Here is a 23,284-nt window from a genome sequence, read left to right as displayed (position 1 = left end):
AGGACATAATTATCCCCGGTGTTCTGTATAGGTTAAAGGCGATGCTCTCAAGAATGTTTTGGGTATGGGTCTTTGCAAGCCCCCGGTAGCGACATCGTCCGCCATGAAACCTCCGACGAATATTGCCAAAGGCGTGTTCGATAGTAGTCCGTATCGGACTGATGGCTTTGTTTCGCTGTTTCTCTTGCTTGGTCAATGCCCTGTTGCGTTGTGCCTTGTGCATAATGCCATCTTGAGGGTGATGTGTTTGCAGGTACGAACGATTTTTTTGAGAAGCATATCCTTTGTCCGCCAGGATGGCTGTGCCTTGTGAAAGATAAAAAAACTGCCATGTGAGAAAGCTCCCACATGGCAGTCTTATATGTTTGGAGATATTTCCCCTCCAATTCGTTTGTGCTTATTCCACGTTCATGATTACAACACGGTTCCAAGCATTTTCAGCGTAAACCTGTTCGTCCGAGCCTTTCCATTCGATCTTGATGCGACTAGCATCAATACCGTACTTCTTGGTCAAGACTTCAGCCACTGCCTTGGCACGACGCTCAGACAGAGCCTTGTTGTAAGCAGCCGTACCTGTGTCGCGGTCTGCATAACCAACGATGTATACATCTTGATTATTCTTCTTTGCGTATTCAGCAGTATTGTAGATGTTTACCATCTGTGGACGATCGATCTGAGCAGAGTTGAGACGGAAGTAAACAACATTGTTTACTACAACTTTCTTCGTTGTGCTTACAGATGCTTCAGGACACTCGGGGCAAGAGACCGGACGCTTGTTCAACTCTTCGTTCTGAGCGCGCAAAGCATTCAGTTGGCTGTTGAGGTCCTTGATCATGTTGTAGTCCATAGGTACTACCTCATCCCAAGTCGTTTTGCCAAGGTTGATGGTCAAACCTGCTGTCAGGTAGCTGTTTACATCAGAGATAGCTTTGTCGTTATCTGTGCCTATGAAACGCATACGTGAGAGCATTGTCTGAGCTTCCAAGTTGAGGTCTATGCAAGAAGACAAACGAAACTTGAGCATCACACCACCATTGAGTGTCGGTGAGAGGCGGCTTTGTCTTCCTTCCTCGTTTTCTTTCCCTTTTTCTGGAGCTTCACGCATGATTTTGTCTTCTTCGTTGGTGCTCTTGATCTTGTAGCCGGCTCCCAATCCAACGAAAGGAATTACGCGGAAGAACTTATCCGGGCGATACACACCAAAGTAGTTCGTGGCATCGAAGAGGAAGTCAAAGTGGGCTGCCCCATAGAGGTTATTGGCTTTCAGACCTGTCATGAGACCTTGAGATCCGCTAACTTCATTGTAGAAGCCTTTCATATTCCAGCCCATTACCTGCAGGCGTGTACCAAAATAAGGTTCGTGCCATTTACCAACAGAGAGAGTAGGGGTTATGGAGTAGCGTTCCATGTACTCTTTTTTGTCTCTGTTGCTGCCGAATAGAGCGATACCCACTCCGCCCTGCAGGTCTACGAACCAGTGGTCGGAGGCTTTGTCTCTGGCAAAAGTGGTGTTTTTGCCTGGCTGATTTTGCGACATGGGTTCCTGTGCATTGGCCGTCAAGAAGATGGTCGATGAAGCTATCGCCAAGAGCAATATACGTGCTTTCATATTCTTGTCTTTTTTATTTTTCTGGTTTGATAATTGAGAAGAACAATGGAGATTACTTCGAGCGAAGGATTACTACACGGTTCCAGTCGCGATTGTCGTATACTTGCTCAGATACGCCCTTCCATTCGATGCTGATTCTGTCGGAAGGTACACCGTACTTGTCGGTGAGAATCTTGGCTACGGCTTTTGCACGAAGTTCAGAGGTGCGATCGCTTTCTTTGCCCTTCTTGTCTGCATAGCCTGTAACGGTGATCTGTGTGCCATTCTTCTTTGCAAACTGAGCTACGTCGAAGATCGTTACCATTTGATCGCTGTCTACAGTTGTCTTGCCGGCACGGAAAAGAACAGACTTGTCCGAAAGCATATTGATACGCTCTACACGAGGCTCAACTTCCGGGCATTCGGGGCAAGAAACGGGACGCTTGCTCAACTCTGCGTTCTTAGCACGCATGGCGTTGATTTGTCCGTTCAGGTCATTTACCAAGCCCCAATCCATTGGTAGGATCTCGCTCCATCCGATATTTCCTATACGGAAGTTCAAACCGGCAGTGAGCATGCCGGAGCAAGCTGTGTAGCGAGGCTCGGGCAGAGCTGTGTTGAGGTTGAAGTCAGAATACATTACCTGGCTTTCCAACACAATGTCCATACGCTCCATCACACGGAAAGCAAACATCAAACCGGCGTTGGCTGTAAGAGCATCCACCTTGAAGTTGCTGTTTTTCTCAAACTTGTGATCGTAACCCAAACCTACCCACGGAATAAGGTGGAATACGCGGTCCTCACTGTAGGGCTTGAAGTAGTTAATCACATCAAACATAAAGTCAAAGTGTGCGTTAGCATAGCGAGCGTGGTTCATCTCCAACTTGGATTTCGCTTCGTTGTTCGAGAAGTCGTGAGATACCCCCAAGCCCATTTGCAATCTGGTCCCGAAGAAAGGATTGTGCCATTTACCTACGGCAAAAGTGGGAGCAACAGTTTGGCGGTCGAAGAAGTCGGCATCCTCGTTACCTTTCCCAAACTGCATAGCAGCACCTCCTTGCAAAGTCACAAACCAATTGTCACCGGCTTCAGAGCGAGCGTAAGCGGTATTCTTGGCGGGAGTCTGCCCCATTCGTGGCATATTCTCCTGCTGAGCAGAGGCTGAAAGGGCGTAAACCCCGGCCAATGTAAGCATCAAGTACTTTACTTTCATAGCTTTAGTTTTCATTATAGAATTTTATTCTTGCTTCGTTAAGGGCAAATATAAACCTAAACTTTGTATAGACAAAAGATTAGACTGTGTACAATCCGATATTTGTGCAAAACGCAGCTTGTTTTCGGGCTAAATAACTTATTGACAGCATGCAGCTTCCTTCTCAGACAAACGGATGGGTGAGTCGTGTGTGGGGCTGAGTCTTCTCTTGTCGGATGGCAAAATCCAGTGGGTAGACGTTCCTTGGAAATAGTCTTAGCTTTGAGAAGTCATACTTGATACCTCGATTGGGTGTATGGAACAACGGGATTTTTATTTAAGAGAAATTGAGAAGATAGGTCTGCTTTTGACCTCTATCCGACAGCTGTTGTTTGGTGGAAGAAAAGAAAACCTTGCGATTACGGTTGATGCCCAAATCAATAAGACAAAAGACATTTTGCTCAAAAAAGCAGACTTTGATTTGGATTTATTTCTCTCATTGGAGCCGGATAAGATTGAAGAGTACCTGACTAAACGTCAAGGATTTGATGCTAATAATACTTAGTCTAGCAGATATTCTCTTTGAAATTGGCTTGAATGCAGCTCTGCCCCTGTCTAAGATCTGTCTGGAAAGATCTCTCTTGCTCTATGAGTTCAATGTTGTGAGAAGTAAGACTTATTCTTTCGACAGAAACAATAAGATAGAGCGGGTAAAAGAAGTTTTATTTCGGTTCTCTTCACGGTGATAGGGAGGCTATTGCAGCTCTGTCTCTTGCCGGAGTTCGCCAAGCCGTAGCAGTATCGCAGCAGTACTTTCGACCGGAATACTCGGGGAAAACAATAAACCACTTATTAGGCAATAGTAGTCGGGGAGTAGACCATCTTGCCCCCACTGAAGTTCTATGCCCATCAATTCGGTTGTGGTACGGCACAAGTCGAACCCCAAAGCCTCAAGAGATGGGCGCATTTTATGAGGGAAACGGCAGGGTAATCCATTGCTTCGTGTACATCCTCTGTTGGGGCAAAAGTGGCAGTGACCGGCATAGGCAGCCTGCATACCGGGGTACTCCTTTTCTAAATCGAGCAATACGGAATCCAGCTTTGCTCGCTCTAGCCGGATCAATCCGTCGTATAGCTCTTTCATCGAAGACTCCCGGCGGAGAATTCTCTCGTTGAGATTGGGATTGGGGTAAATGCGTGTTGCTAAAATGCCAATCGAATGGTAGGGCGACAAATAGTCCGACGGGGAGAAATCAAAAGGAGGACAACTCCAGGTCCGTCCATAGCGAGAGCATTTTTGACAATAGGAAACGAAGACTTCGGGGTGATGATAGTGTCGGATATATGCAGACAATGGCCACACCACACTCTTGTCTGATACAGAATAGTCATCTGAGAGTAGTGGTATGGCCATTGCAAAAAAAACTTGTTCCGTTTGGAACAGAATAAATCGGTAAAGAGAGTGGATAATTGCCTCTCTTCCTCTTTGGAGTTGCAGGTTTGGGCTTAAAGAATATAGTCCACACAGGCCCTACTTTTGAGGTAAGGCTTCACGAAGTCCTCTATTACTCGTTGGTGTAGTGGGTGATCTTGGTAGGCTTTGAGGCAGTCTTCACAGTTAAACTCTGCTTCCAAAAGGAAGTCGTATTCTTCTTCGTGATTTACGTTGAGTCGTACAGAGAGAGAGTTTAGCACATTTATTTCTTGTGGCAAAACTTCCAAACTGGTTTTGATACGCAACAAATGGCGTTGCTTATCTCCCGGAGTGGGGAACCCATCAAGGGCAAATAATACGATATGTCTTAGCATAATTAGTTGTTGGTTTAGTGGTAATTCTATCTCTCGGATATAACATAGCTATGGCGACGGATGTTCCTCTTTACGAAAAAAAGGCAGAGTATCGCCGGTAAGGAGTAGGCAGTTGAACTCAACGCCCCCACATCCCGCTCACTTCTCCACTGTGGATGTCGATGCCCAGTTTATTCTCATCTATGTGAGAGTCTTTATAGCCGAGGAAGTACAAGATCCCATCCAGACCGACCGTACTGATTGCCTGCGAAGCACTTTCTTTAACTTTCGGCTTGGCATGGAAAGCAATCCCCAGACCGGCAGATGAGAGCATGGGCAAGTCGTTAGCCCCGTCTCCAACGGCAACGGTCTGCATCAGGTCTACATTCTCCACTTGTGCGATCAGGCGGAGCAATTCGGCCTTGCGTCGACCATCCACGACTTCACCCAAGTAGCGGCCAGTGAGCTTGCCATCTTTCACTTCCAACTCATTGGCGTATATGTAGTCGATGGGGTATTTATTTTTTAGATAGTTGCCGAAGAAAGTAAATCCTCCCGAAAGGATCGCAATCTTGAAGCCCACCATTTTGAGTGTACGAAGCAGACGGCCGACTCCTTCTGTCATGGGTAGATTTTCAGCAATATCCTGCATTACGGATACATCCAAGCCTTTGAGCAGGGAGACTCTGCGCCGGAAACTCTCGGTAAAATCTATTTCTCCTCTCATGGCACTCTCGGTAATAGCTTTTACTTCATCACCTACTCCGGCGCGTATGGCAAGTTCATCGATCACTTCGGTCTGTATGAGAGTGGAGTCCATATCGAAGCAGATCAGTCTGCGCATACGCCTGAACATTGATTCTCTTTGGAAAGAGATATCTACATTTAGCTTGCCGGAAATATCCATGAAGCTCTTTTGCAGGGCTTCGGTGTCCGAGGGTGTTCCTCGCATGGAGAATTCTACACTGGCCAGTGGCCTGCGCTCTGTCTCTTGCAATGGAATACGCCCGGTGAGTCGTTTGATGGAGTCTATATTCAGGCCTTGTGTAGCACTAAGCGAGGCTATTGCCTGAATCATTTGTGCTGTGATCTGACGAGCTACGATAGTGATAATATAGCGGTTCTTCCCCTGAAGACTGACCCAGGAAGAGTAGTCCTCATCGCTAATGGGAGAGAAGCGAATCTTAACATTAAGTTCATAGCTCTTGAAGAGCAAGTCTTTGAGCAGATCTCCGGAATTACGGTCGCTTGTCTGGAAGAGAATACCCAGGTTCAAATGGCTGTGGATATCTGCCTGACCGATGTCCAAAATGAGTGCATTGTGGCGAGCTAAAACCTCCATGAGTTGGGCAGTCACACCGGGGCGGTCTACACCACTGATGTTCGCCAGCATAATCTTGTTATGTTCCTTGTGTGTTGTCATCTGTATTTTCCGTTGTTTAGTGGTTTATCTGTTTTGCCGGAAGGTTTACTGCACCGGCAAAACTGTAACGAAGAGAAACCCTCAAGCGCAAAGTTAGACAAAAGAGGTTTATATGTTTTATGCGTTTTGAGTCATCGTTTACTTACATCCATAAGCAAGTTTTGCAGGTAAGCCTTGCCGAGTAGGATACGTCTTTCTTCGTGGGTTCCTTCGTTGAACAATGTCTGTTTACTGTCACAATCCCAAGTTGTGATCCCTTCTTTATCTACAAAACCGAAGAGATTGGGTACAGAGAAAAAGGCGTATGGCTCTACTTGGGCAGAGAGAATGTTCTTGGAGTAGGGCATATCGCTATGATCGAAGCCCATTTGTGAAAGTAGAGTAGCTGCCACATCTGTTTGGCTGCAAATAGTCGAGAGACGGCCTTTTTTTTCTAAAGCCCCTCCTGCCCAAAGCTGTAGGATGCGATACTTCTCTGGTCGGTCGGGGGTGGCTTTGTCTTCCGGGTAAGGATACCCATGATCCCCGATGAGGATAAGTAAGGTGTTTTCCCATTCCGAGGAGCGTTTCAGTTGACTGACAAAGTGACCCAAGGCCTCATCAGTGTAAGCAATGGAATTGAGGTAGGGGTTTTCGTTTCTCTTTGTCGGTACATCGAAAGGTTCGTGACTTGAGAGAGTGAGCATTGTATAGAAAACAGGCTTGTTGCTCTGACGGCATTGCTCCAAATAGTCTTTGGCTAAGTATTCGAGAGTGATTTCATCCGGTACACCCCACTTGCTAAGTCGGTGAATGGCATCGAAAGAAGATAAATCTACAATTCGTCGATAGCCGGTAGCTGTGAGATAACTGCGCATACCTGCAAAATTGATGTCTCCGCCATAGAGCATATGGGTCGTATAGCCATTGGCAGAGAGGGAGCGTGCAATTGAGGGTAAACTCTGGCACTTGGCCGGATACTTGATGATTGATGTTTTGGGTTGAGCGGGGAATGCACTCAAGATGGAAGCCATACCTCTATCGGTACGAAAGCTGTTGGCATAGGTTTGCTCGAACAATAAGCCTTCGTTGACCAGGCTGTCTATGTGTGGAGTAAGCCCCAGTGAGTTACCCAGAGCTCCAATCGGATTGGCCGAAAAACTCTCCAGCAGGAGTAATATCACATGTGGACGATTGTGAGTCAACACTTTTTCCGTCTTGTTGGGATCGGTATCGGCTGAGGCTTGCTGAGCCAAAAAATCATAATTCTGAGCAAGGGTTTTTTCATCGAAAAAGAGATAGCCCTTGGTGAAGTCTCGTTCTGTCTTGAGCGAATAAACCAGGCTAAAGGCAGGATTGATGGCAGCGTGATTCAGAAACTGTTTTTCCGAATGGTATACCATCCCTACATTGGCTGTCGCTACAGATAGCCCTCCACGGATAAGCACGAAAATCAATCCGGCCATAAGGAAGTATCCGGGAGTGTAAATGAAAGTATATCGTCTGTGTTTGGGTTGTTCGGGGAGGAATCGCCTATGCCAGCCCCAGAGAATACGGATAAGCAAGGCAGCCGCAACAGCCATCCCTAAGGCAGCTCCTATAATCATCCACGCATTTACGCTGTCAATGGCTCCGGTGGGATGTTGCAGATAAAAGAGAGGGGTGCTATCCAGCCGAAAATGCCAATAGCCGTAGAGAAGAAGATCGGAAGTGAAAATGATAGCCAGGAGGATCCCGATGATAGCATAGTAGACACGCAAAAAGAGGTCTATCCCTCTCCGTGGTAATATGTATATCAGCAGTAGAGAAATGAAAGGGATTGGCAACATATAGGCAGAGACAACACTGTCGAGTTTCAATCCGTGGTAACAAACATCTACAAATTCTTTCCACAGAGGATCCGGCCAATGTTTGTAGTTAAAAAGCAAGAACAGCCCATGCCAAATTAAGAAGTACAAAAGCAAGATCAGATATATACCTGCCAGATACCCCCCTCTGGTAGTAGCCCAGGAGTATATTTTTCGTTTTAAGTCTTTGCTTATCATACGACCTTTGAAAACTATAAACGTCTTAGGCGCAAACTGTTCATTACAACGATCACCGAACTGCAAGCCATGGCTGCTGCTGCCACCCCGGGTTTGAGTACAGTATGCAGCACCGGATACAGCAAGCCGGCAGCAATGGGGATAGAGATGACATTGTATATCATTGCCCAAAAGAGATTTTGCCGAATAATGCGTTTGCTTTGGCCGGAGATTTCCATAGCCCGAACTACTAGATTGAGATCCTGACGCATAAGGGTGATTTGTGCCACTTCTTTGGCTATGTCACTTCCTCCTCCCATGGCAATACCTATATTAGCTCTACTCATGGCTTCAGTATCGTTAATGCCATCCCCTACCATGGCCACCTTTCTGCCTTTTTCTTGCAATTGAGCTATATAGCTTAGCTTGTCTTCAGGTAGCAACTCCCCTTTTACTTCGGAGATAGATAGTAACTGCGCTACACGCTCCGCCTCAGTTTGACGGTCTCCACTAAGCAATACAACCTGTTTGCCCAGCTCTTGGAGTTTGGCTATTGCTTCTATATTGGATTGAGGGATCAGATCTGACAATACAAAAGCGGCAAGCCATTCATTCTCGCGAGCAAAATATATTTGCGAACCTTGCATGGCCATTTCCGGAGCAGGTTGTTCGATCAGTTCACTGCAATAATCCACTGAGCCAATCCGGTAGAGTTTATCCCGGTAGACAAATGAAACTCCTCGCCCCGGCTCTTGTATCGGAGCAGGGAGAGTCCCCAGCTCAGGAAGAAGTTGTCCCATTCGATTGTTCCTCAGATGTTGGGCTAAGGCCGAAGCTAGAGGGTGGGAGCTTCGTTGCTCTATGGCATAGAGCAGAGCCCGCAGTTTGTCACTCTCGGGATCTTCGCTAAACCAACTCTCTTGTCTCACTGTGGGCCGGCCTATGGTGAGTGTACCGGTCTTGTCGAAAACGAAAGTATCGATTTTGTCCAGCTCTTCAAGAGCTTCGGCCGAGCGTAGTAAGATTTGTTCTTCTGCAGCTTTCCCTACAGCTACAGCCACGGCTGTAGGAGTGGCCAAGCCTAGAGCGCAAGGGCAGGCTATTACAAGCACGGCAATGGCTGACAATAGAGCCGAAGACCATATTTGAGTACCTCCAACAAAAATCCAGGCTAAGAAAGTAACTACGGCAATGGCCAATACAACGGGGACAAATACGGCAATTACTTTGTCTGCCAAGCGCATGGAAGGAGCTTTGGAGGCTTCTGCTTCACGTACTGTGCGAATAATCCCGCCAAGTATGGTATCCGAACCCATCAGCTCGGCTCGTATTAGCAAGTCAGCTGTCGGCCCATTAACCGTACCGGCGTATACTCTGGATCCGGCAAGTTTCTCAGCAGGAACAGCCTCTCCGGTAATCATTTGCTCATCTACCGAGCTAATTCCTTCTACGACTTCCCCATCGACCGGTACTTCACTCCCCGGGAGGACACGCAATAAGTCGCCCCGTCTGATCTGTGAAACAGCCACCTCTTGTTCTTCTCCGTTGTCTTGAACGCGTCTGGCTGTACGCGGACGCAGGTTCATTAACGCACGTATAGCTGATCGGCTTTTTCCGGTGGCTCTCGTTTCGAGCCATTTCCCGGTAAGGACAAAGGCTAAAATCATTGTGGAGCCATCCAAATGTATAGCTGCATCGGTGTGCTGCAAACCGGGGAGCCACAGGCGCACCATGGCATAAATGATCGAAGCCGTAGTACTGAAAAAGATAAGTGTATCCATGGAGAATACGGCGTGTCTCAATTGCTTGATTGCCGAGAAAATGTAGCGTCTGCCACTGATTAGGTAGACGAGCAAGCTGATGGCCAAAACAAGTCCGGGAGTTCCCTCATGCCCCTTTATCCACATATACAACATTGAACATAGTAGTCCTACCCAGGCAATCGACAAGTCGATGCCGAGACATATTCGTTCTCGTTTTTGAGCGGCTTCTTGCTTGCGCATAAGCTCCTCATCTTCGTCGGCAATAATCAAGTCGAAACCGATAGCTCGTATTGCTTTGCGTATATCGTTGTCGGTAAGAACACTCTCTTTCTCTAACTGCAAATGCAGCATTGCTGCCGCAAAATCGACCTTCGATTCACAGACACCGGGGAGCTTGGCCACAGTCTGTTCTACATTGTGAGCACATCCAGCACAGTGCATACCCAATACGGGGTAGTGTTTGTAAATGGGATGAGATTTAGTATGTGTATTCATCGTTTCGAATAAGTAAATGGTGAACTAATCTTGTGATGATTGTAAGGCAGACCGTATTTGGTCCGCAGAGGCTTCTTTGGGACACTGTTCAAAGGACATACGCCAAGAGCAACCTTTTTGCCATGCCGAACATCCGTAGGCTGTTCGGCCACGTAGCAGGTGCCCTTCTTGGCAGAGAGGACAGTGGATAGAGAAGAGTTCGGTATCAGAAGCGGGAGAGGAGGCTGGGGCAGGTGTGGCAAAAGCATCTGTAACAACTTGGTGTACCATGCTCTTGAGTTCGTCTATGAAACTTGCAGCCGGGAGTTGTAGCTTTTCTATTTGTCTGAGTTTGCGTTCCCACAGACCTGTGAGCTCTACACTTTTGAGTAGATCGGATTTGACAAGGTCGATCAATCTCACCCCCAGATCTGTGGCAATGAGAGCTTTGCGTTTTTTTTCTACATAACCTCGCTTGAGTAAGGTTTCGATGATACTGGCTCGGGTACTTGGTCGCCCGATTCCATTTTCTTTGAGAGCCGATCGCAATGATTCGTCTTCGGTCAGCTTACCGGCTGTCTCCATTGTCCGCAGTAGAGTTGCCTCGGTATATTGTTTGGGGGGAAGTGTCTGTTTCTCTTGTAGATCGGGTAAATGTTCTCCCTGTTCTCCAACTTCGAAGAGAGGCAGACTGCGCTCTTCCTCTTCCGTTGCGCTCTCTTCTTCTTCTTTTTCTTCTGCCGAAGGTTTGGCGAAAAGGATGCGCCAGCCCTCTTGGGTAATGACTTTCCCTGTGGCTTTGAATGGGATTTGCTCCACCTGTCCCAGAACAGTCGTTGTGTTGAAAAGGCAGTCGGGATAGAATGCTGCTAAGAATCGTCTGACAATCAGATCGTACACTTTCTCCTCTGAGGCAGACAAAGTTGTTGCCGGCTGCCCTGTAGGGATAATAGCGTGATGATCGGTGATCTTACTGTTGTCAAAAACCTTTTTGCTTTTGCGCAACTTGGATTGGAGCAGGGTTTGTACATGGGGTTCATAGCCCTTTAGTCCTTTGAGTATATCAGGAGCTTTGGGGTAAATATCCTCCGGCAGACAGACAGTATCTACTCTCGGATAGGTAGTAAGTTTGCGCTCATATAGTGTCTGCACTGTATGTAAGGTCTCCTCTGCACTAAGGCCGAATTTCTTGTTACACTCTACTTGTAAGCCCGTCAGATCGAAGAGGTAGGGAGGTAAGTCTTTCCCTTTCTTTCCCTCTATGGATGTAATTTCAAAAAGTCCTTCTCTGATTTGTTCGATAGCGGCAAGAGCTTCTTCCCGATCTGTGTAGCGACCTTTGGCTGCGTAGAATAGGACAGACCGGTAAGTCGTTTTCAGCTCCCAATAAGGTTCGGGAATGAAGCTTTCGATCTCTTTGCGACGAGATACCAAGAGGGCTAAAGTAGGGGTCTGCACACGCCCCACCGAAAGAGTTTGTCCGCGACTGCCATATAGTAGGGTATAGAGACGAGTGGCATTGAGCCCGAGCAGCCAGTCTCCTATGGCTCTTGCTAATCCGGCTTCGTAGAGAGCTTGATAAGATTCGGCCGGCTTGAGAGAAGCGAAGCCTTCGGAGATAGCTTCTTTAGTTAGGGATGATATCCAAAGGCGTTTTACCGGGCAATTGCAGCCAACTTGCTGTAATACCCAACGCTGTATCAACTCTCCTTCTTGCCCGGCATCGCCACAGTTGATCACTTCCTCAGCTTCTGCTACAATCCGGGCTATGATATCCAGCTGTTTGCGGTATGATGTGATATCGATTGGTTTGATACCGAATCGGGGAGGAATCATCGGCAAGTTCCTCACAGCCCATACTCGCCAGTCGGGGCGGTAGTCCTGAGGTTCTTTGAGCGTACAGAGATGGCCGAAAGTCCAGGTGACTCGATAGCCGTTCCCTTCCAAGTAGCCATCATGTTTCTCTCTGGCTCCCAGGATAGCGGCAATTTCTCGTGCTACACTTGGCTTTTCGGCTATACATACTTTCATCTGTGCGGTCTTTATCTGCTAATGAACCGTTGCTGTAAGCCCAAAGAGGGGACATCACAAACCTCAAAGGAGCTAAAAGGCAACCTATCTGCAGATGTCCTTCCCTGTGCAACAAGCTCGGTATGCGAAGGTACAAAGCCTTTTCTGAAAGTCTAGAGACTTCCTTCCAATAGGGGAGTTGTTGTGCAAAATCTGCTTCCCGAGATAGTCGTACAATAGGTTTTGCGGGCTATCCGAAGGTATCCTATGACAGGTGCAGTGCAGGCTATTTTTGTATAAGCCGATTATGAATCAGGCGACTATTGTAATTCTGTACGACAGCTGGTAAGAATTTATCCGGCACAACAGAGTTTTCCGTATCCGGCAGTAGAGGAGTTTGCAAGTGTTCGGATTTAAGTTCTCCCGATTCTTTCAGAGAAACAACCCGATCGGCACTCATCAATTTGTAGTCACCGTCGAAACACAATGCATAGTGGGGAGCCTTCGGATCGAACATGTTTTGCCCGAATGCAACAATACGCTCTTCTATGCCAAGCAGGTAGTTGATTGATGGGTAGATATCTGCCTGTTGTACAATAGTGTTTGTGTCGATATGATAGCGAGTAAGAGGTTTCCCGGGGGCAAACCAAAGCATGGGTACGGCGTAGCTGCCGGGGGTATTCTGGTATTCTGGCCTGCAGGATTGTGAGGCATGGTCGGCTGTGAATACGAACAAGGTATTGTAGTACCACTCCTGCTGCTTCGCTTTCTCAAAAAATGCCTTGAATGCGCTGTCGGTATAGCCTACACACTGGTGTTGAGGGAGAGAACCGAGAGGGAAACATCCTTCATCCTCCTTGGGAACCTTGAAGGGAGCATGGTTGGACAGCGTGAAAAGGCAGGCCATCCAAGGAGTGGGCTTGTGCGAGAGTTCATCGGCAGACTGGAGTAGGAAAGGTTTATCCCAGATTCCCCAAGTTCCATCGAAGTCGTTCTTCTCCGGATATTCGTTCATTCCATAGTATTCCCGGAAACCGACTTGTTTGGCAAACGCATCGAACCCCATTGATCCATTCGGTGCTCCATGCATAAATACCGTATGTTGGTAGCCATGCGAAGACAATAACCGTGGCATTCCCAAAACCTCGTTACCTGAATAGTGCGAGGTGACAAAGTTGGTCCCCAATGCTGGGACAGAAGTGAGGATAGAAGGCATCGCATCAATGGACTTTCGTCCATTAGCAAAGGCGTAGGGGAAACTGAGCACGTCTTCGTGCCTGATGAGAGAGTCGATGAAGGGAGAGAAGCCTCGGCCGTCTTCTTGCAGTGCTCCGATATGTTCTTTGGAGAAAGATTCTACAATGAAGATCATTACATTGTAGCCTCGATAGGCTCCGAATAGACTGTCCGAATCTGTTGTCGGAGCTGCTTGGTAGACCCCGTTGAAGAGCTGTTGTGCTTTTTCTTGGGGAATGTATTCCACCTCTTTCAATACTCTTTTCCCCATTGTGCGTATCAGGCAGAATGGAGTGTTGAGCACCAGATCTCTATCCTTGGTATTTTCTACATACAAACTGGCATTGCTCAATGTAATAGGTCGCAAACTATGTGCCCAACCTCCTCTCATAGCTCCCACGAAGAGCAGAGCTATCAGCAGTGAGCCGAGAGAAGCTCCCACGATCCTGCGAATTGCCGAACTCTCCCTTTCTGTCTGGAAGCGGACTCTCCCCGTCATCCACCATAAGAGGAATACCAAACCCACACCTAACAACGTAAGCCCGTAGTACTGTACTAAAAGCCTTCCCATGATCAAGGGGACAGAGTCGTTGGAGAACTCCTGAAAGACGCTCATTGTAGTACGTCTCAATACATAAGGGAAATAGCCGCTGTCTCCCACGTTAAGAATGACTCCCATTGCATTGGGTATGAAGAAAGACCAACGCAAAACTCTGCGTGAGATCTTGTGGGTGTAAACCTTGTTTGGCAAGAATGCCAAAAAGAGAAATATCAGCACGAAGGGGGCGCAGAGGTAGGCCATTGCAGAGGCATCGAATCGCAGCCCACCGAGCCAAGCTGTGGATACTTCTGAGGGGCTTAGATGTTGGTAGTAGTCATGATTGTAGAGGGCAAAAACCAGCCGGCCGATATTGAGGAATACCAGAGACAGTAATAGATTGTAAAGCAGACAGACAGACCTATAGGAGGTTTTGAAGTAGAATTTGTTCATCCGTTGGACCGATTGTAGTACTGAAAATAGAATATGTGGGAGGATTGGTAGAGGTTAGTCTCCCTCGAAGGTCTCAACCAATACGGTTCGATAAGAGTTGAATACTTTCGATTTGGAGATAAATCCCAGATAATGTCCATTTGTATCGATTACGGGTAAATTCCATGCCTGAGTGTCGTCAAAAATACGCATGATGTCCTCCATAGACTGCGTGTTATTGATCTTGGCTGGAGGGGAGACCATGAATTTTTCCACCTTGAAGCGGTCGTACAATTCCGGTCTGAACATGATGTTGCGGATATTGTCCAACAGCACAACCCCGAGCAGTATTCCCTCTTCGTCTACTACAGGAAAGACATTGCGAGTAGATTTGCCTATGACTTGCACCATGTCTCCGAGAGTCATCTGGGGCATTACTGGTTCGAACTCTGTTTCTACAACGCTATCGACAGACATGAGTCGCAATACAGCTTTGTCTTTCTGGTGGGTGAGTAGTTTGCCCTCTTTGGCCAAACGGAGCGAATAGATAGAGTGTGGCATAAATATGCGGATCGTGGCATAGGCACTGATCGATACCATCATGAGAGGGAGGAACAGATCGTATCCACCGGTAAGCTCGGCAATCAGGAAAATCCCCGTGAGTGGAGCGTGCATGACGGCTGCCATTACTCCAGCCATCCCCATGAGGGTGAAGTTTTTGTGTGGCAGGCGGATAAACCCGAAAAAGTTGATCGCATAGGCGAACATAAAGCCAGTAAGTCCGCCTACAAAAAGACTAGGCGCAAACAAACCGCCACAGCCTCCCCCAGAATTGGTAGCAACGGAGGCATATACCTTGAAGAGCACACTAAAGCCCAAGAACACGAAGAGCAGCCAGTACGAGTCGCTCCACCGCTCAAACAGACTCCCCTCCATGAGTGTGGCATAGTTTCCGTTGATGAGCCGTTCTATCGTGATGTAACCCTCTCCATAGAGGGAAGGGAAGAGGAATATCAGGCCCGATAGGATAAGAGCAGAGATGAGGAAACGTTTTGTGTAGGAGCGTATCCCTTTCATCCTCCCCTCCAGCATAAACATCATTTTGGAGAAATAGAGAGAAAGGAGACCACAGAGAATACCCAGCAAAATCGCAAAAGGAATGCGATCCAGAGAGAATGGTTCAGTCTGGCTAAAATGGAACATTGCTTCCGTCCCTCCGATGATATACGATACGGCAGCCGAGGTTACGGAGCTGACCAGCAAAGGCAAAATACTGTTGAGTGTGAAATCCATCAACAAAACTTCAACGACGAATACCAAACCTGTAATCGGAGCTTTGAAGATACCGGCTATGGCACCCGCAGCACCGCAGCCAACCAAAAGCATAAGCATCTTCTGTTCTTGACGGAAAAGCCGCCCTATATTTGACCCGATGGCAGCCCCTGTCAGGACAATAGGAGACTCAGCCCCAACTGATCCTCCAAAGCCAATCGTAATGGAGCTCGCCAACATGGAAGACCACATATTGTGCGGCTTGATCCGGCTTTTCCGTTGAGACAGAGCCAGCAATATCTTGGTGACCCCATGTCCTATATCGTCCCGTATCACGTAGCGCACAAGAAGAGCTGTGATGAGAATCCCGATTACCGGTAGTAGTAGATAGAGGAAGTTGTATGACCTCGATTGGGCTATCCAAAAAGCCTGTATATGGTGTATTGTTTCTTTCAGCAGGGTAGCACAGAGGGCTGTACATAGCCCAATGAGGAAAGCTAACATCAGTACAAAAGCTCTTTGGCTGATGTGCTTTTCGCGCCACAGCAGCAAGCTCTTGAACCATTGAGACATATTGCCCTCACTTGTCTTTTTCATTTTCCACTTCCTTTGATGAGAGTTTTCAGTGTATATACCAGTACTGCCAGATCCAGTTGCAGCGACATGTTCTCATAATAGAGCCAATCGTATTTGAGCCTCTCGTGCATTTCTTCCAGATTTGAAGCATAACCATAGCGCACCATTCCCCAAGAGGTAATTCCCGGACGAACATTGTGCAGCAGGTAGTAGTAGGGTGCACGTTGGATAAGTAGGCGTATGTAATGTGCTCTTTCCGGCCTTGGCCCCACGAAGCTCATATCGCCTTTGAGTACATTCCAAAATTGTGGCAATTCGTCAAGGCGATACTTCCTCAATCGTTTGCCCAGCTTAGTGATACGATGATCGTTGTCCGAACTGAGCTTAGGTCCATCCATTTCAGCTCCCTGATACATCGATCGGAACTTGTATATCATGAATGGTTTGCCATGCAAGCCGATACGTTCCTGACAGAAGATAACAGGGCCTTCCGAGGAGAGTTTTACACGTATACTCAGATAGAGTAGCAGAGGGGATGTAAGGGCAAGTAGCAAAAGAGAGAATACTTTGTCGAAAAGCCATTTGACATTTTTCTCCCATTCGGCCATATTGGTCTCAGTCATATCCACCATGGGCTCTCCTGTCATAGCCGTCACTTTCACTTTGGCACCCGCAAAGAATAAGCTTTGTATGGGGACTTTGATTGGTAACTTGAAGGGGTAAAGTTTGTAGAGTAGTAGACTGATGAGTTCTGGACGAGTCCCTTCGAGCGAGACGACCAGAGATTCGGGGTTGTGTACGGATATAGCATAACTGATATCTTCAATCTGTCTGTCCAGCTCTCTTTCTCTTTCTTCGGCAGTATTGCCAAGATCCATGCACATTTCTTCGATAATCTCTTTTCCCATCTGTTGTAAGATGGCTCGGCTTCTGTCGAATGCTTCTCGGTCAGTGATGAGTAGGACCTTACTCTTGACTCCTTCCCACCGATCTTTTCTGATCAACAGGGTGGTCAGTATCAGTCTGGGAGGATAAACGATTGCCAGCATCATCCCTGTCAGATAGAGAAAGAGTGGTAAATAAAGACTCGTATTGTGGAGTATATCATCCACAACCCAAAGTAGGAAAGTGATCACTGAACCTAAGAAAATGCTGATGATCGAGGAGGAAAACTCCACTAAACGGCTCTTATTCTTAGGCTTATTGTAGTACCCCGAAAGGGCAAAGAAACCGATCCAAAACCCTACAAAGGCTAGATATACGGCAATGGATTTGATACTTAGTAGATAGTCCCAAGACAGTAGGCCGACTCCATGTTCCAGCTCGTTGCGTATGCCATTGTAGCCAATGTATACGATGCTTGTGCTTAAAACATCGGTTAGGATGTACTTTCTCCTCAAAGATGACTCCGCATTCATTCTCGAATCACTTTTACCTGACCATCAACTTCCAATTTGATGATTTGGGAGGGCAAGGCTTTGCTTCTATCGTCTTGCCTGTAGCGAACTATATAGTCTACACCTTCCTTTATTTTCTGGCTTATTTCAGCAAAGCAAGCCGGGGAGGGCTCGCCACTGATGTTGGCAGAGGTAGAAACAACAGGTCTGCCGAGCATGCGACACAATTCGTGACTGAAGTTTTCCTTACTGATGCGGATTCCTAAACTGCCGTCTTCTGCAAGCAGTTCAGGGGCGATATTGCGAGCCGCTGGATAGATGATCGTCAGAGGTCTGACAGCCAGATCTATCATATTGTAGGCTAATTCGGGTACCTCTCTCATGAGACCGGATAGCTTGGCCTCATGGTCGATCAGTACGAGCACAGCTTTGGAATCCGATCTTTGTTTGAGCTTATACACTTTTTGCACTGCGGCCGAATTGGTGGCGTCACAGCCAATTCCCCATACGGTGTCGGTAGGGTAGAGGATCACTCCTCCTTCCCGAAGCGTGCGTACAGCGGTCTGCAAATCGTCTTTGTCGTAAACAGTATTCATTTCAGGTTCTTAAGTGACCTCAGAGGCGAAGTTGTGCAAGTCTCCTCCCTCAGGGCAGGGACTTCGGCAAAATTAAGACAAATGCTGCATTGTAAGACGAGACTGCTGCGCAGATCCTCAAAAGGCCGTTTTCGCATTCTTTTTGGGCGTTTTTTTAGTGTAGCAATCACGAAGATATTGGGAGATTTGGATGTGTAGTCAGAGCTCAAGATCTATGATCGCACAACAAAAACTGTATGATGCAAAGTTTTTATGCAGTATTTCTTACTTAAGATCATTTAAGAGTTGAGAGAGGAGATTGTCTACGAGGGTTCACTTTCGTTTCAGCGGATTTGTCAAGGTAGTTCCCTTTGCTCATCGGCCTTTTTCTGAGGCCTAAGTCTCTGCGGTGTGGCAGAGTACAGAGAGACGAAAGAGAATGTAGTGAGTGTTGAAAATAGGTTTCACAAATAAAACAGAGGAGTTATGAAAACAAAATTGATTTGCCTAGCGTTGTCTTCCGTATTCTTCCTTGTGGGATGTGGTAAGGATAGTCCGAAAGGGGCCGATGTACCCCAGCCGGAAATTCCGATACCGGAGGGAGGGGTGGCAATCCTTTCTCAGCCCGAATTGCCCGAAAAGGGAGCGGATGTTCCATCTATAAAGAATACGGATAATGAGCCGATTACAGAGGCCGACAAGTTGTTGGTGAAGGGTGCCAATGGTTTTGCCTATAAGATGTTTGCCTATGTGGCTTCGAAGAGTCGTAATGAAAATTTGATTCTCTCTCCCCTTTCTTGGGAATATGCCATTGCCATGGTAGCTGCGGGGGCTTCCGATGAGGCTCGAGGGGAGTTGGTAAATGCAATGGGATGGAGTTCGGCAGACAGACAACAGCTCTCCGAATATCATAGACGTTTGACAAAAGACTTGGAAACGACCAGCTCTGAGAGACGCTTGTTTGTGGCTAATGCCCTTTGGGTGGATGAGCAACGGGTGCAGAAACTCAAAGCCGACTATCCACCGGTGATGCTTAAGTATTTCGATGCTGCCATGTCGGTTCTCAACTTATCTAAGGGGGAGGCTATTCGCTACATAAACGAGTGGATAGAGCGTAAGAGTTATGGAAAAATCAAGAATCTACTATCAGAGGATTTGGCTTCGGATGATTTGGCTATGATTCTCACAAATGTATTGTATTTCAATACTCCATGGGACAGGCCTTTCAGTAAGGCAGATACTAAGAAAGGGGAATTTATGGTAGCAACTGGGGCTAAGCAAGAAGTGGAAATGCTTCGAGGATGTAGAACTGAGACTTTGGCCGATTTGCCCGAGGCTCAGATATTGCGTCTGCCAACAGAGAAGAAAGGTTTCTTCCTTGATATCATCCTCCCCAAAAACAAAAAACAAGAACTGACGGCTGAGTTTTTTGCCAAGCATGACCCAATCAAGGTCTTTGCAAAGGAAGAGAATGCCATAATGAGGACGGTGGATATCTACTTGCCCAAATATAAATTTACCACCAAATCGACGCTGTTACTTAATGACGCTGATCAGGAAGGAGCACGACAACTGGGTTTGAGCAAGATTACCCAACCGGGTAACCTCATGGGAATAATGGATAATCCTAACCTTCGGGTAAGTAAGGTGTTGCAGAAGTGTATGGTTGGATGGGACGAAAAGGGCGTAGAAGCGGCAGCTGCCACTGCGGTGATATTTACCGACACTGCTGCCCCGGAAGAGCCGGTCGAATTCAAGGCAGACCATCCATTCTTCTTTACTATCAGCCATGCTGGTAGTGGTAAGTTGATGTTCTTAGGACGGGTAAACAGCATTGATTGACAGTGAATAGATCGTACGACTTTAAGAGTCGAGTAAAAAGAAGCCTCCTTGCAGATTAGCTAATCTGCAAGGAGGCTTCTTTTTTGAGGGTATCCTGCCTTCAGTTACAGGCGAGTATTTTGAGATCGCTATCTGAATTGATCAGTCTATCTCCTCAAAGCGAGCTGTGAAGAATCTAAGCTGCTTAGGCTCATAAACGAAGCGCAAGCCTTTAATGTCTTCTTTGTGACGGTAGAGCTTGATCACAGCATCGGCTACCACATCCATATGCTTGTAGGTGTATACACGTCTGGGGATAGTTAGGCGCACTGTTTCGAGCTTCGGTGCATGGTTTTCCCCTGTTTTAGCATCACGACCAGCCGATACGATACCTCTTTCCATAGATCGCACACCACTTTCCAAAAAGAGGTTGGCAGCCAAACTTTGTGCCGGGAACTGCTCCTGTTTCAAGTGGGGACAGAAACGTCTGGCATCCAAGAACACTGCATGACCACCTACGGGTTGGATGATAGGAATACCGGCTTCGAGTAGCCTCTCCCCAAGGTAACGCACCTGCAATACCCGGTGACGGATATATTCGTATTGCATTGATTCGCGAAGACCGATGGCCATCGCTTCCATATCGCGTCCGGCCATGCCTCCATAAGACGGCATTCCTTCGTACACGACAACCAATTCTTTGGCGGCTTGGAACAAATCCTCGTCATTCATACAAAGGAAGCCTCCGATATTCACCAAGCAGTCTTTCTTGCCACTCATCGTGCAACCATCGGCATAGCTGAACATCTCCAATACGATGTCTTGTATTGATTTGTCGGCATAGCCCTCTTCCTGCTCTTTGATGAAATAGGCATTTTCTACACAGCGTGTGGCATCGAAGAACACCCTAATACCGTACTTGGCCGTCAGCTTGCGTACGGCACGCATATTTTTCATCGATACCGGTTGCCCTCCAGCCAAATTCACTGTTACAGCCAGACAGACATAGGCGACATTCTCGGCCCCTTTTTCATCGATTAGTTTCTGTAGTTTGTCGAGAGATATATCTCCCTTAAAAGGAATATCCAGACCGGCATCGTGTGCCTCATCCCGAATAATATCCACGAAAATACCACCGTTGTGCTCCTGGTGGTAGCGGGTAGTCGTGAAGTACATGTTCCCCGGTACGTATTGTCCCGGTTTGATGGCGATACGGCTCAGTAAGTTTTCCGCCCCACGCCCCTGGTGAGTGGGAACGATATGCTTGAACCCGAAAAGCTCCTGTACCGTTGCTTCCAGATGTTTCCAGTTGCGACTGCCAGCATAAGCCTCATCACCCTGCATCATACCTCCCCATTGACGATCACTCATGGCATTGGTACCACTATCGGTAAGCAAGTCGATGTATACATCTTCTGAATTGAGCAGGAAGGTATTATAACCTGCTTCCTTGATCATACGCTCCCGCTCCTGGCGAGAATTCATTTTCACGGGTTCTACACTCTTGATGCGAAATGGCTCGGCTGGATACTTGTTGATGTCCATTGTTGTTTGTGTTTTGTTGTTGTTTAGAAATAATGTCTTTGTGACTAAGATATCCTCTTATGGCTATCCTTTGGATTAAAACAGACAGCCGATCACAAATATATGATTATTTCAAAAGAAAAAGAATTAGGCTTCAAGCTTGGACCTAAGACTTTGGGATCGACACTTTTGAGGAAGAAGAGGAAACGTTGATAGGGGCAGTGTCGATTGATTTTGGCTGCCTTTTTATTGCCGGAGTTCTCAAAAGAAAAAGAGGGTATTGCAGGTTTATTCTGCAATACCCTCCGAACCGTAAGTGTGACCCTCTCTGGGAGGCACTTTGTTCAAGATCTTGAGGCGAGTCTTTTTAGCGACGGATGCCCAACTCCTTGATTATAGCACGGTAACGCTCGATATCTTTGCGAGTAAGATAGTCCAGCAACTGACGACGACGGCCTACGAGACGCTTGAGCGAACGGGCTGTAGCAAAGTCTTTCTTGTTTTCCTGCAAGTGCTTGGTCAAGTGCTGAATACGATAGGTGAAGAGTGCGATTTGGCTCTCGGGGCTACCCGTATCGGTTGTAGCCTTACCATACTTGCCGAAGATCTCTTCCTTCTTTTCTTTGTCGAGATACATTCTCTTATTGTTTTTTATTAAACATAAATACTACCCCCGCCTAATACGGGCGTAGATCGATAATCAGCCACGAAGGTACAACTAACATTTCTCCTGCACAAGCCCTCTCAAACACCATACAAGTGGAGTATGTGTCCGGGGAGGTTTCCTTCTTAACCCAACAAGCTGTACAAGTAGAGGCCATAATCGTTACCCGGCATGAGAGCCGCCCGTTCTTGCAACTTTTCCCGAGACAGCCAGCCATGCCTGTAACCGATTTCTTCGAGACAGGCTATCATTAACCCCTGCCTTTTCTGTAAAATTTCCACATAGGTAGAGGCTTGAGCCAGAGCCTCGTGTGTGCCAGTATCCAGCCATGCAAATCCGCGCCCCAGCATTTCTACGTAGAGATTTCCTTGGGTGAGGTAGGCATTGTTTACAGATGTGATTTCCAGTTCCCCTCTATTCGAGGGGCGTACATTGGCTGCGATGTTTACCACAGATGGTGGGTAGAAGTAGAGACCTACAACGGCCAGATCGCTTTTGGGGTTGGAGGGCTTTTCTTCGATACTGATCGCTTTGCCGTTTTTGTCCAGCTCTACCACTCCGTAGCGGTTAGGATCCTTGACTCGATAGCCGAAAATGATAGCCTTACCCTCTTTCTCCACTTTGTCGGCAGCTGAAAGAAGGGTAGAGGAGAATGATTGTCCATAAAAGATATTGTCGCCCAACACCAGACATACAGCTTCGCTGCCGACAAACTCTCGCCCTATGATGAAGGCTTCTGCCAGCCCTCGTGGTTCGGGTTGCTCAGCATAGGCAATTGATATGCCGAAAGCCGATCCATCACCCAGCATACGGCGATATTGCGGTAGGTCTTGTGGGGTGGATATGAGCAGAATTTCGCGGATGCCGGCCAACATAAGTACCGAGATCGGATAGTAGATCATAGGTTTGTCGTAAACTGGCAATAGCTGTTTGCTCAGGCCGATGGTGAGAGGATAGAGTCGTGTGCCGGATCCACCGGCAAGTACGATGCCTTTCATCGAAGTGTAT

At 47.2% G+C, this 23,284-nt stretch carries 17 protein-coding genes and 1 pseudogene; 2 read left to right on the top strand and 16 right to left on the bottom strand.

All coding sequences use genetic code 11. The features are described from left to right. The 3 genes and pseudogenes from B5D48_RS05480 to B5D48_RS05470 all read right to left on the bottom strand — a co-directional run. Positions 1-391: pseudogene (locus B5D48_RS05480) on the bottom strand (transposase); the annotation flags it as partial. Between the two features lie 6 nt (positions 392-397). Further along, on the bottom strand, positions 398-1,609 hold the full coding sequence (locus tag B5D48_RS05475; protein ID WP_023937528.1) for an OmpA family protein: 1,212 nt from the start codon (positions 1,607-1,609) through the stop codon (positions 398-400). A 52-nt stretch (positions 1,610-1,661) separates the two neighbouring features. Further along, entirely contained in the window at positions 1,662-2,801 is a 1,140-nt protein-coding gene (locus B5D48_RS05470; RefSeq protein WP_036887285.1) for an OmpA family protein, read from the bottom strand. A gap of 295 nt (positions 2,802-3,096) precedes the next feature. Here B5D48_RS05470 and B5D48_RS05465 point away from each other — a divergent pair, with 295 nt between their 5' ends. Next, on the top strand, positions 3,097-3,345 hold the full coding sequence (locus tag B5D48_RS05465; RefSeq protein ID WP_023937524.1) for a hypothetical protein: 249 nt from the start codon (positions 3,097-3,099) through the stop codon (positions 3,343-3,345). Positions 3,346-3,534: 189 nt separating this feature from the next. On the opposite strand, the gene B5D48_RS05455 is transcribed toward B5D48_RS05465, so the two are convergent. The 10 genes from B5D48_RS05455 to B5D48_RS05410 form a co-directional block, all read right to left on the bottom strand. Next, entirely contained in the window at positions 3,535-4,194 is a 660-nt protein-coding gene (locus tag B5D48_RS05455) for a DUF2284 domain-containing protein (protein ID WP_023937520.1), read from the bottom strand. Between the two features lie 92 nt (positions 4,195-4,286). Beyond that, on the bottom strand, positions 4,287-4,589 hold the full coding sequence (locus B5D48_RS05450) for a Dabb family protein (RefSeq protein WP_023937519.1): 303 nt from the start codon (positions 4,587-4,589) through the stop codon (positions 4,287-4,289). 118 nt (positions 4,590-4,707) lie between these two features. Next, positions 4,708-5,991, bottom strand: a complete 1,284-nt coding sequence (gene serB, locus B5D48_RS05445) for a phosphoserine phosphatase SerB (RefSeq protein ID WP_023937518.1) — start codon at positions 5,989-5,991, stop codon at positions 4,708-4,710. A gap of 131 nt (positions 5,992-6,122) precedes the next feature. Further along, the gene (locus B5D48_RS05440) at positions 6,123-8,015 is read right to left on the bottom strand and encodes an LTA synthase family protein (RefSeq protein ID WP_023937517.1); all 1,893 of its coding nucleotides are present in this window, start codon (positions 8,013-8,015) and stop codon (positions 6,123-6,125) included. A 14-nt stretch (positions 8,016-8,029) separates the two neighbouring features. Continuing rightward, positions 8,030-10,252: a heavy metal translocating P-type ATPase gene (locus tag B5D48_RS05435; protein WP_023937516.1), complete on the bottom strand. Its 2,223-nt coding sequence runs from the start codon at positions 10,250-10,252 to the stop codon at positions 8,030-8,032. Between the two features lie 24 nt (positions 10,253-10,276). Continuing rightward, positions 10,277-12,262: a DNA topoisomerase 3 gene (locus B5D48_RS05430; protein WP_023937515.1), complete on the bottom strand. Its 1,986-nt coding sequence runs from the start codon at positions 12,260-12,262 to the stop codon at positions 10,277-10,279. 265 nt (positions 12,263-12,527) lie between these two features. Next, positions 12,528-14,468 (bottom strand): LTA synthase family protein, encoded by a 1,941-nt coding sequence (locus B5D48_RS05425; protein WP_023937514.1) that lies wholly within the window; start codon positions 14,466-14,468, stop codon positions 12,528-12,530. A gap of 54 nt (positions 14,469-14,522) precedes the next feature. Next, positions 14,523-16,316, bottom strand: coding sequence for a chloride channel protein (locus B5D48_RS05420; protein ID WP_023937513.1), 1,794 nt, complete (start codon positions 16,314-16,316; stop codon positions 14,523-14,525). Then, a complete protein-coding gene (locus tag B5D48_RS05415; RefSeq protein ID WP_023937511.1) occupies positions 16,313-17,713 on the bottom strand; it encodes an exopolysaccharide biosynthesis polyprenyl glycosylphosphotransferase in 1,401 nt (466 codons plus the stop codon). The genes B5D48_RS05420 and B5D48_RS05415 overlap by 4 nt, the downstream gene beginning before the upstream one ends. Further along, positions 17,710-18,288: an L-threonylcarbamoyladenylate synthase gene (locus B5D48_RS05410; protein ID WP_023937509.1), complete on the bottom strand. Its 579-nt coding sequence runs from the start codon at positions 18,286-18,288 to the stop codon at positions 17,710-17,712. Before B5D48_RS05410 ends, B5D48_RS05415 begins: the two co-directional genes overlap by 4 nt. Positions 18,289-18,753: 465 nt before the next feature. Between B5D48_RS05410 and B5D48_RS05405 the strand changes: the two genes are divergently transcribed. Beyond that, positions 18,754-20,109, top strand: a complete 1,356-nt coding sequence (locus B5D48_RS05405) for a serpin family protein (RefSeq protein ID WP_023937506.1) — start codon at positions 18,754-18,756, stop codon at positions 20,107-20,109. 141 nt (positions 20,110-20,250) lie between these two features. On the opposite strand, the gene B5D48_RS05400 is transcribed toward B5D48_RS05405, so the two are convergent. From B5D48_RS05400 to rfbA, 3 genes are all read right to left on the bottom strand, one after another. Then, positions 20,251-21,633 carry a tyrosine phenol-lyase gene (locus B5D48_RS05400; protein ID WP_023937196.1) on the bottom strand — a complete coding sequence of 461 codons (1,383 nt, stop codon included), beginning with the start codon at positions 21,631-21,633 and terminating at the stop codon, positions 20,251-20,253. Positions 21,634-21,979: 346 nt separating this feature from the next. Next, entirely contained in the window at positions 21,980-22,249 is a 270-nt protein-coding gene (rpsO, locus tag B5D48_RS05390; RefSeq protein ID WP_023937190.1) for a 30S ribosomal protein S15, read from the bottom strand. A 152-nt stretch (positions 22,250-22,401) separates the two neighbouring features. Continuing rightward, positions 22,402-23,274 (bottom strand): glucose-1-phosphate thymidylyltransferase RfbA, encoded by an 873-nt coding sequence (gene rfbA / locus B5D48_RS05385; RefSeq protein WP_023937188.1) that lies wholly within the window; start codon positions 23,272-23,274, stop codon positions 22,402-22,404. Between the last annotated feature and the right edge of the window lie 10 nt (positions 23,275-23,284).

This window comes from Porphyromonas crevioricanis, assembly GCF_900167225.1.
Taxonomy (GTDB): Bacteria; Bacteroidota; Bacteroidia; order Bacteroidales; family Porphyromonadaceae; genus Porphyromonas; species Porphyromonas crevioricanis.
Note: the sequence above shows the minus strand (reverse complement) of the source record. Positions and strands in the feature narration are given on the sequence as shown.

Excerpts from the sequence above, each read along its gene's own strand:
- B5D48_RS05450 (WP_023937519.1), bottom strand. The coding sequence starts at position 4,589 with ATGCTAAGACATATCGTATTATTTGCCCTTGATGGGTTCCCCACTCCG.
- B5D48_RS05400 (WP_023937196.1), bottom strand. The coding sequence starts at position 21,633 with ATGGACATCAACAAGTATCCAGCCGAGCCATTTCGCATCAAGAGTGTA.
- B5D48_RS05475 (WP_023937528.1), bottom strand. The coding sequence starts at position 1,609 with ATGAAAGCACGTATATTGCTCTTGGCGATAGCTTCATCGACCATCTTC.
- B5D48_RS05470 (WP_036887285.1), bottom strand. The coding sequence starts at position 2,801 with ATGAAAGTAAAGTACTTGATGCTTACATTGGCCGGGGTTTACGCCCTT.
- serB (WP_023937518.1), bottom strand. The coding sequence starts at position 5,991 with ATGACAACACACAAGGAACATAACAAGATTATGCTGGCGAACATCAGT.
- B5D48_RS05420 (WP_023937513.1), bottom strand. The coding sequence starts at position 16,316 with ATGAAAAAGACAAGTGAGGGCAATATGTCTCAATGGTTCAAGAGCTTG.
- B5D48_RS05415 (WP_023937511.1), bottom strand. The coding sequence starts at position 17,713 with ATGAATGCGGAGTCATCTTTGAGGAGAAAGTACATCCTAACCGATGTT.
- B5D48_RS05410 (WP_023937509.1), bottom strand. The coding sequence starts at position 18,288 with ATGAATACTGTTTACGACAAAGACGATTTGCAGACCGCTGTACGCACG.
- B5D48_RS05430 (WP_023937515.1), bottom strand. The coding sequence starts at position 12,262 with ATGAAAGTATGTATAGCCGAAAAGCCAAGTGTAGCACGAGAAATTGCC.
- B5D48_RS05405 (WP_023937506.1), top strand. The coding sequence starts at position 18,754 with ATGAAAACAAAATTGATTTGCCTAGCGTTGTCTTCCGTATTCTTCCTT.
- B5D48_RS05440 (WP_023937517.1), bottom strand. The coding sequence starts at position 8,015 with ATGATAAGCAAAGACTTAAAACGAAAAATATACTCCTGGGCTACTACC.
- B5D48_RS05465 (WP_023937524.1), top strand. The coding sequence starts at position 3,097 with ATGGAACAACGGGATTTTTATTTAAGAGAAATTGAGAAGATAGGTCTG.
- rfbA (WP_023937188.1), bottom strand. The coding sequence starts at position 23,274 with ATGAAAGGCATCGTACTTGCCGGTGGATCCGGCACACGACTCTATCCT.
- rpsO (WP_023937190.1), bottom strand. The coding sequence starts at position 22,249 with ATGTATCTCGACAAAGAAAAGAAGGAAGAGATCTTCGGCAAGTATGGT.
- B5D48_RS05435 (WP_023937516.1), bottom strand. The coding sequence starts at position 10,252 with ATGAATACACATACTAAATCTCATCCCATTTACAAACACTACCCCGTA.
- B5D48_RS05455 (WP_023937520.1), bottom strand. The coding sequence starts at position 4,194 with ATGGCCATACCACTACTCTCAGATGACTATTCTGTATCAGACAAGAGT.
- B5D48_RS05425 (WP_023937514.1), bottom strand. The coding sequence starts at position 14,468 with ATGAACAAATTCTACTTCAAAACCTCCTATAGGTCTGTCTGTCTGCTT.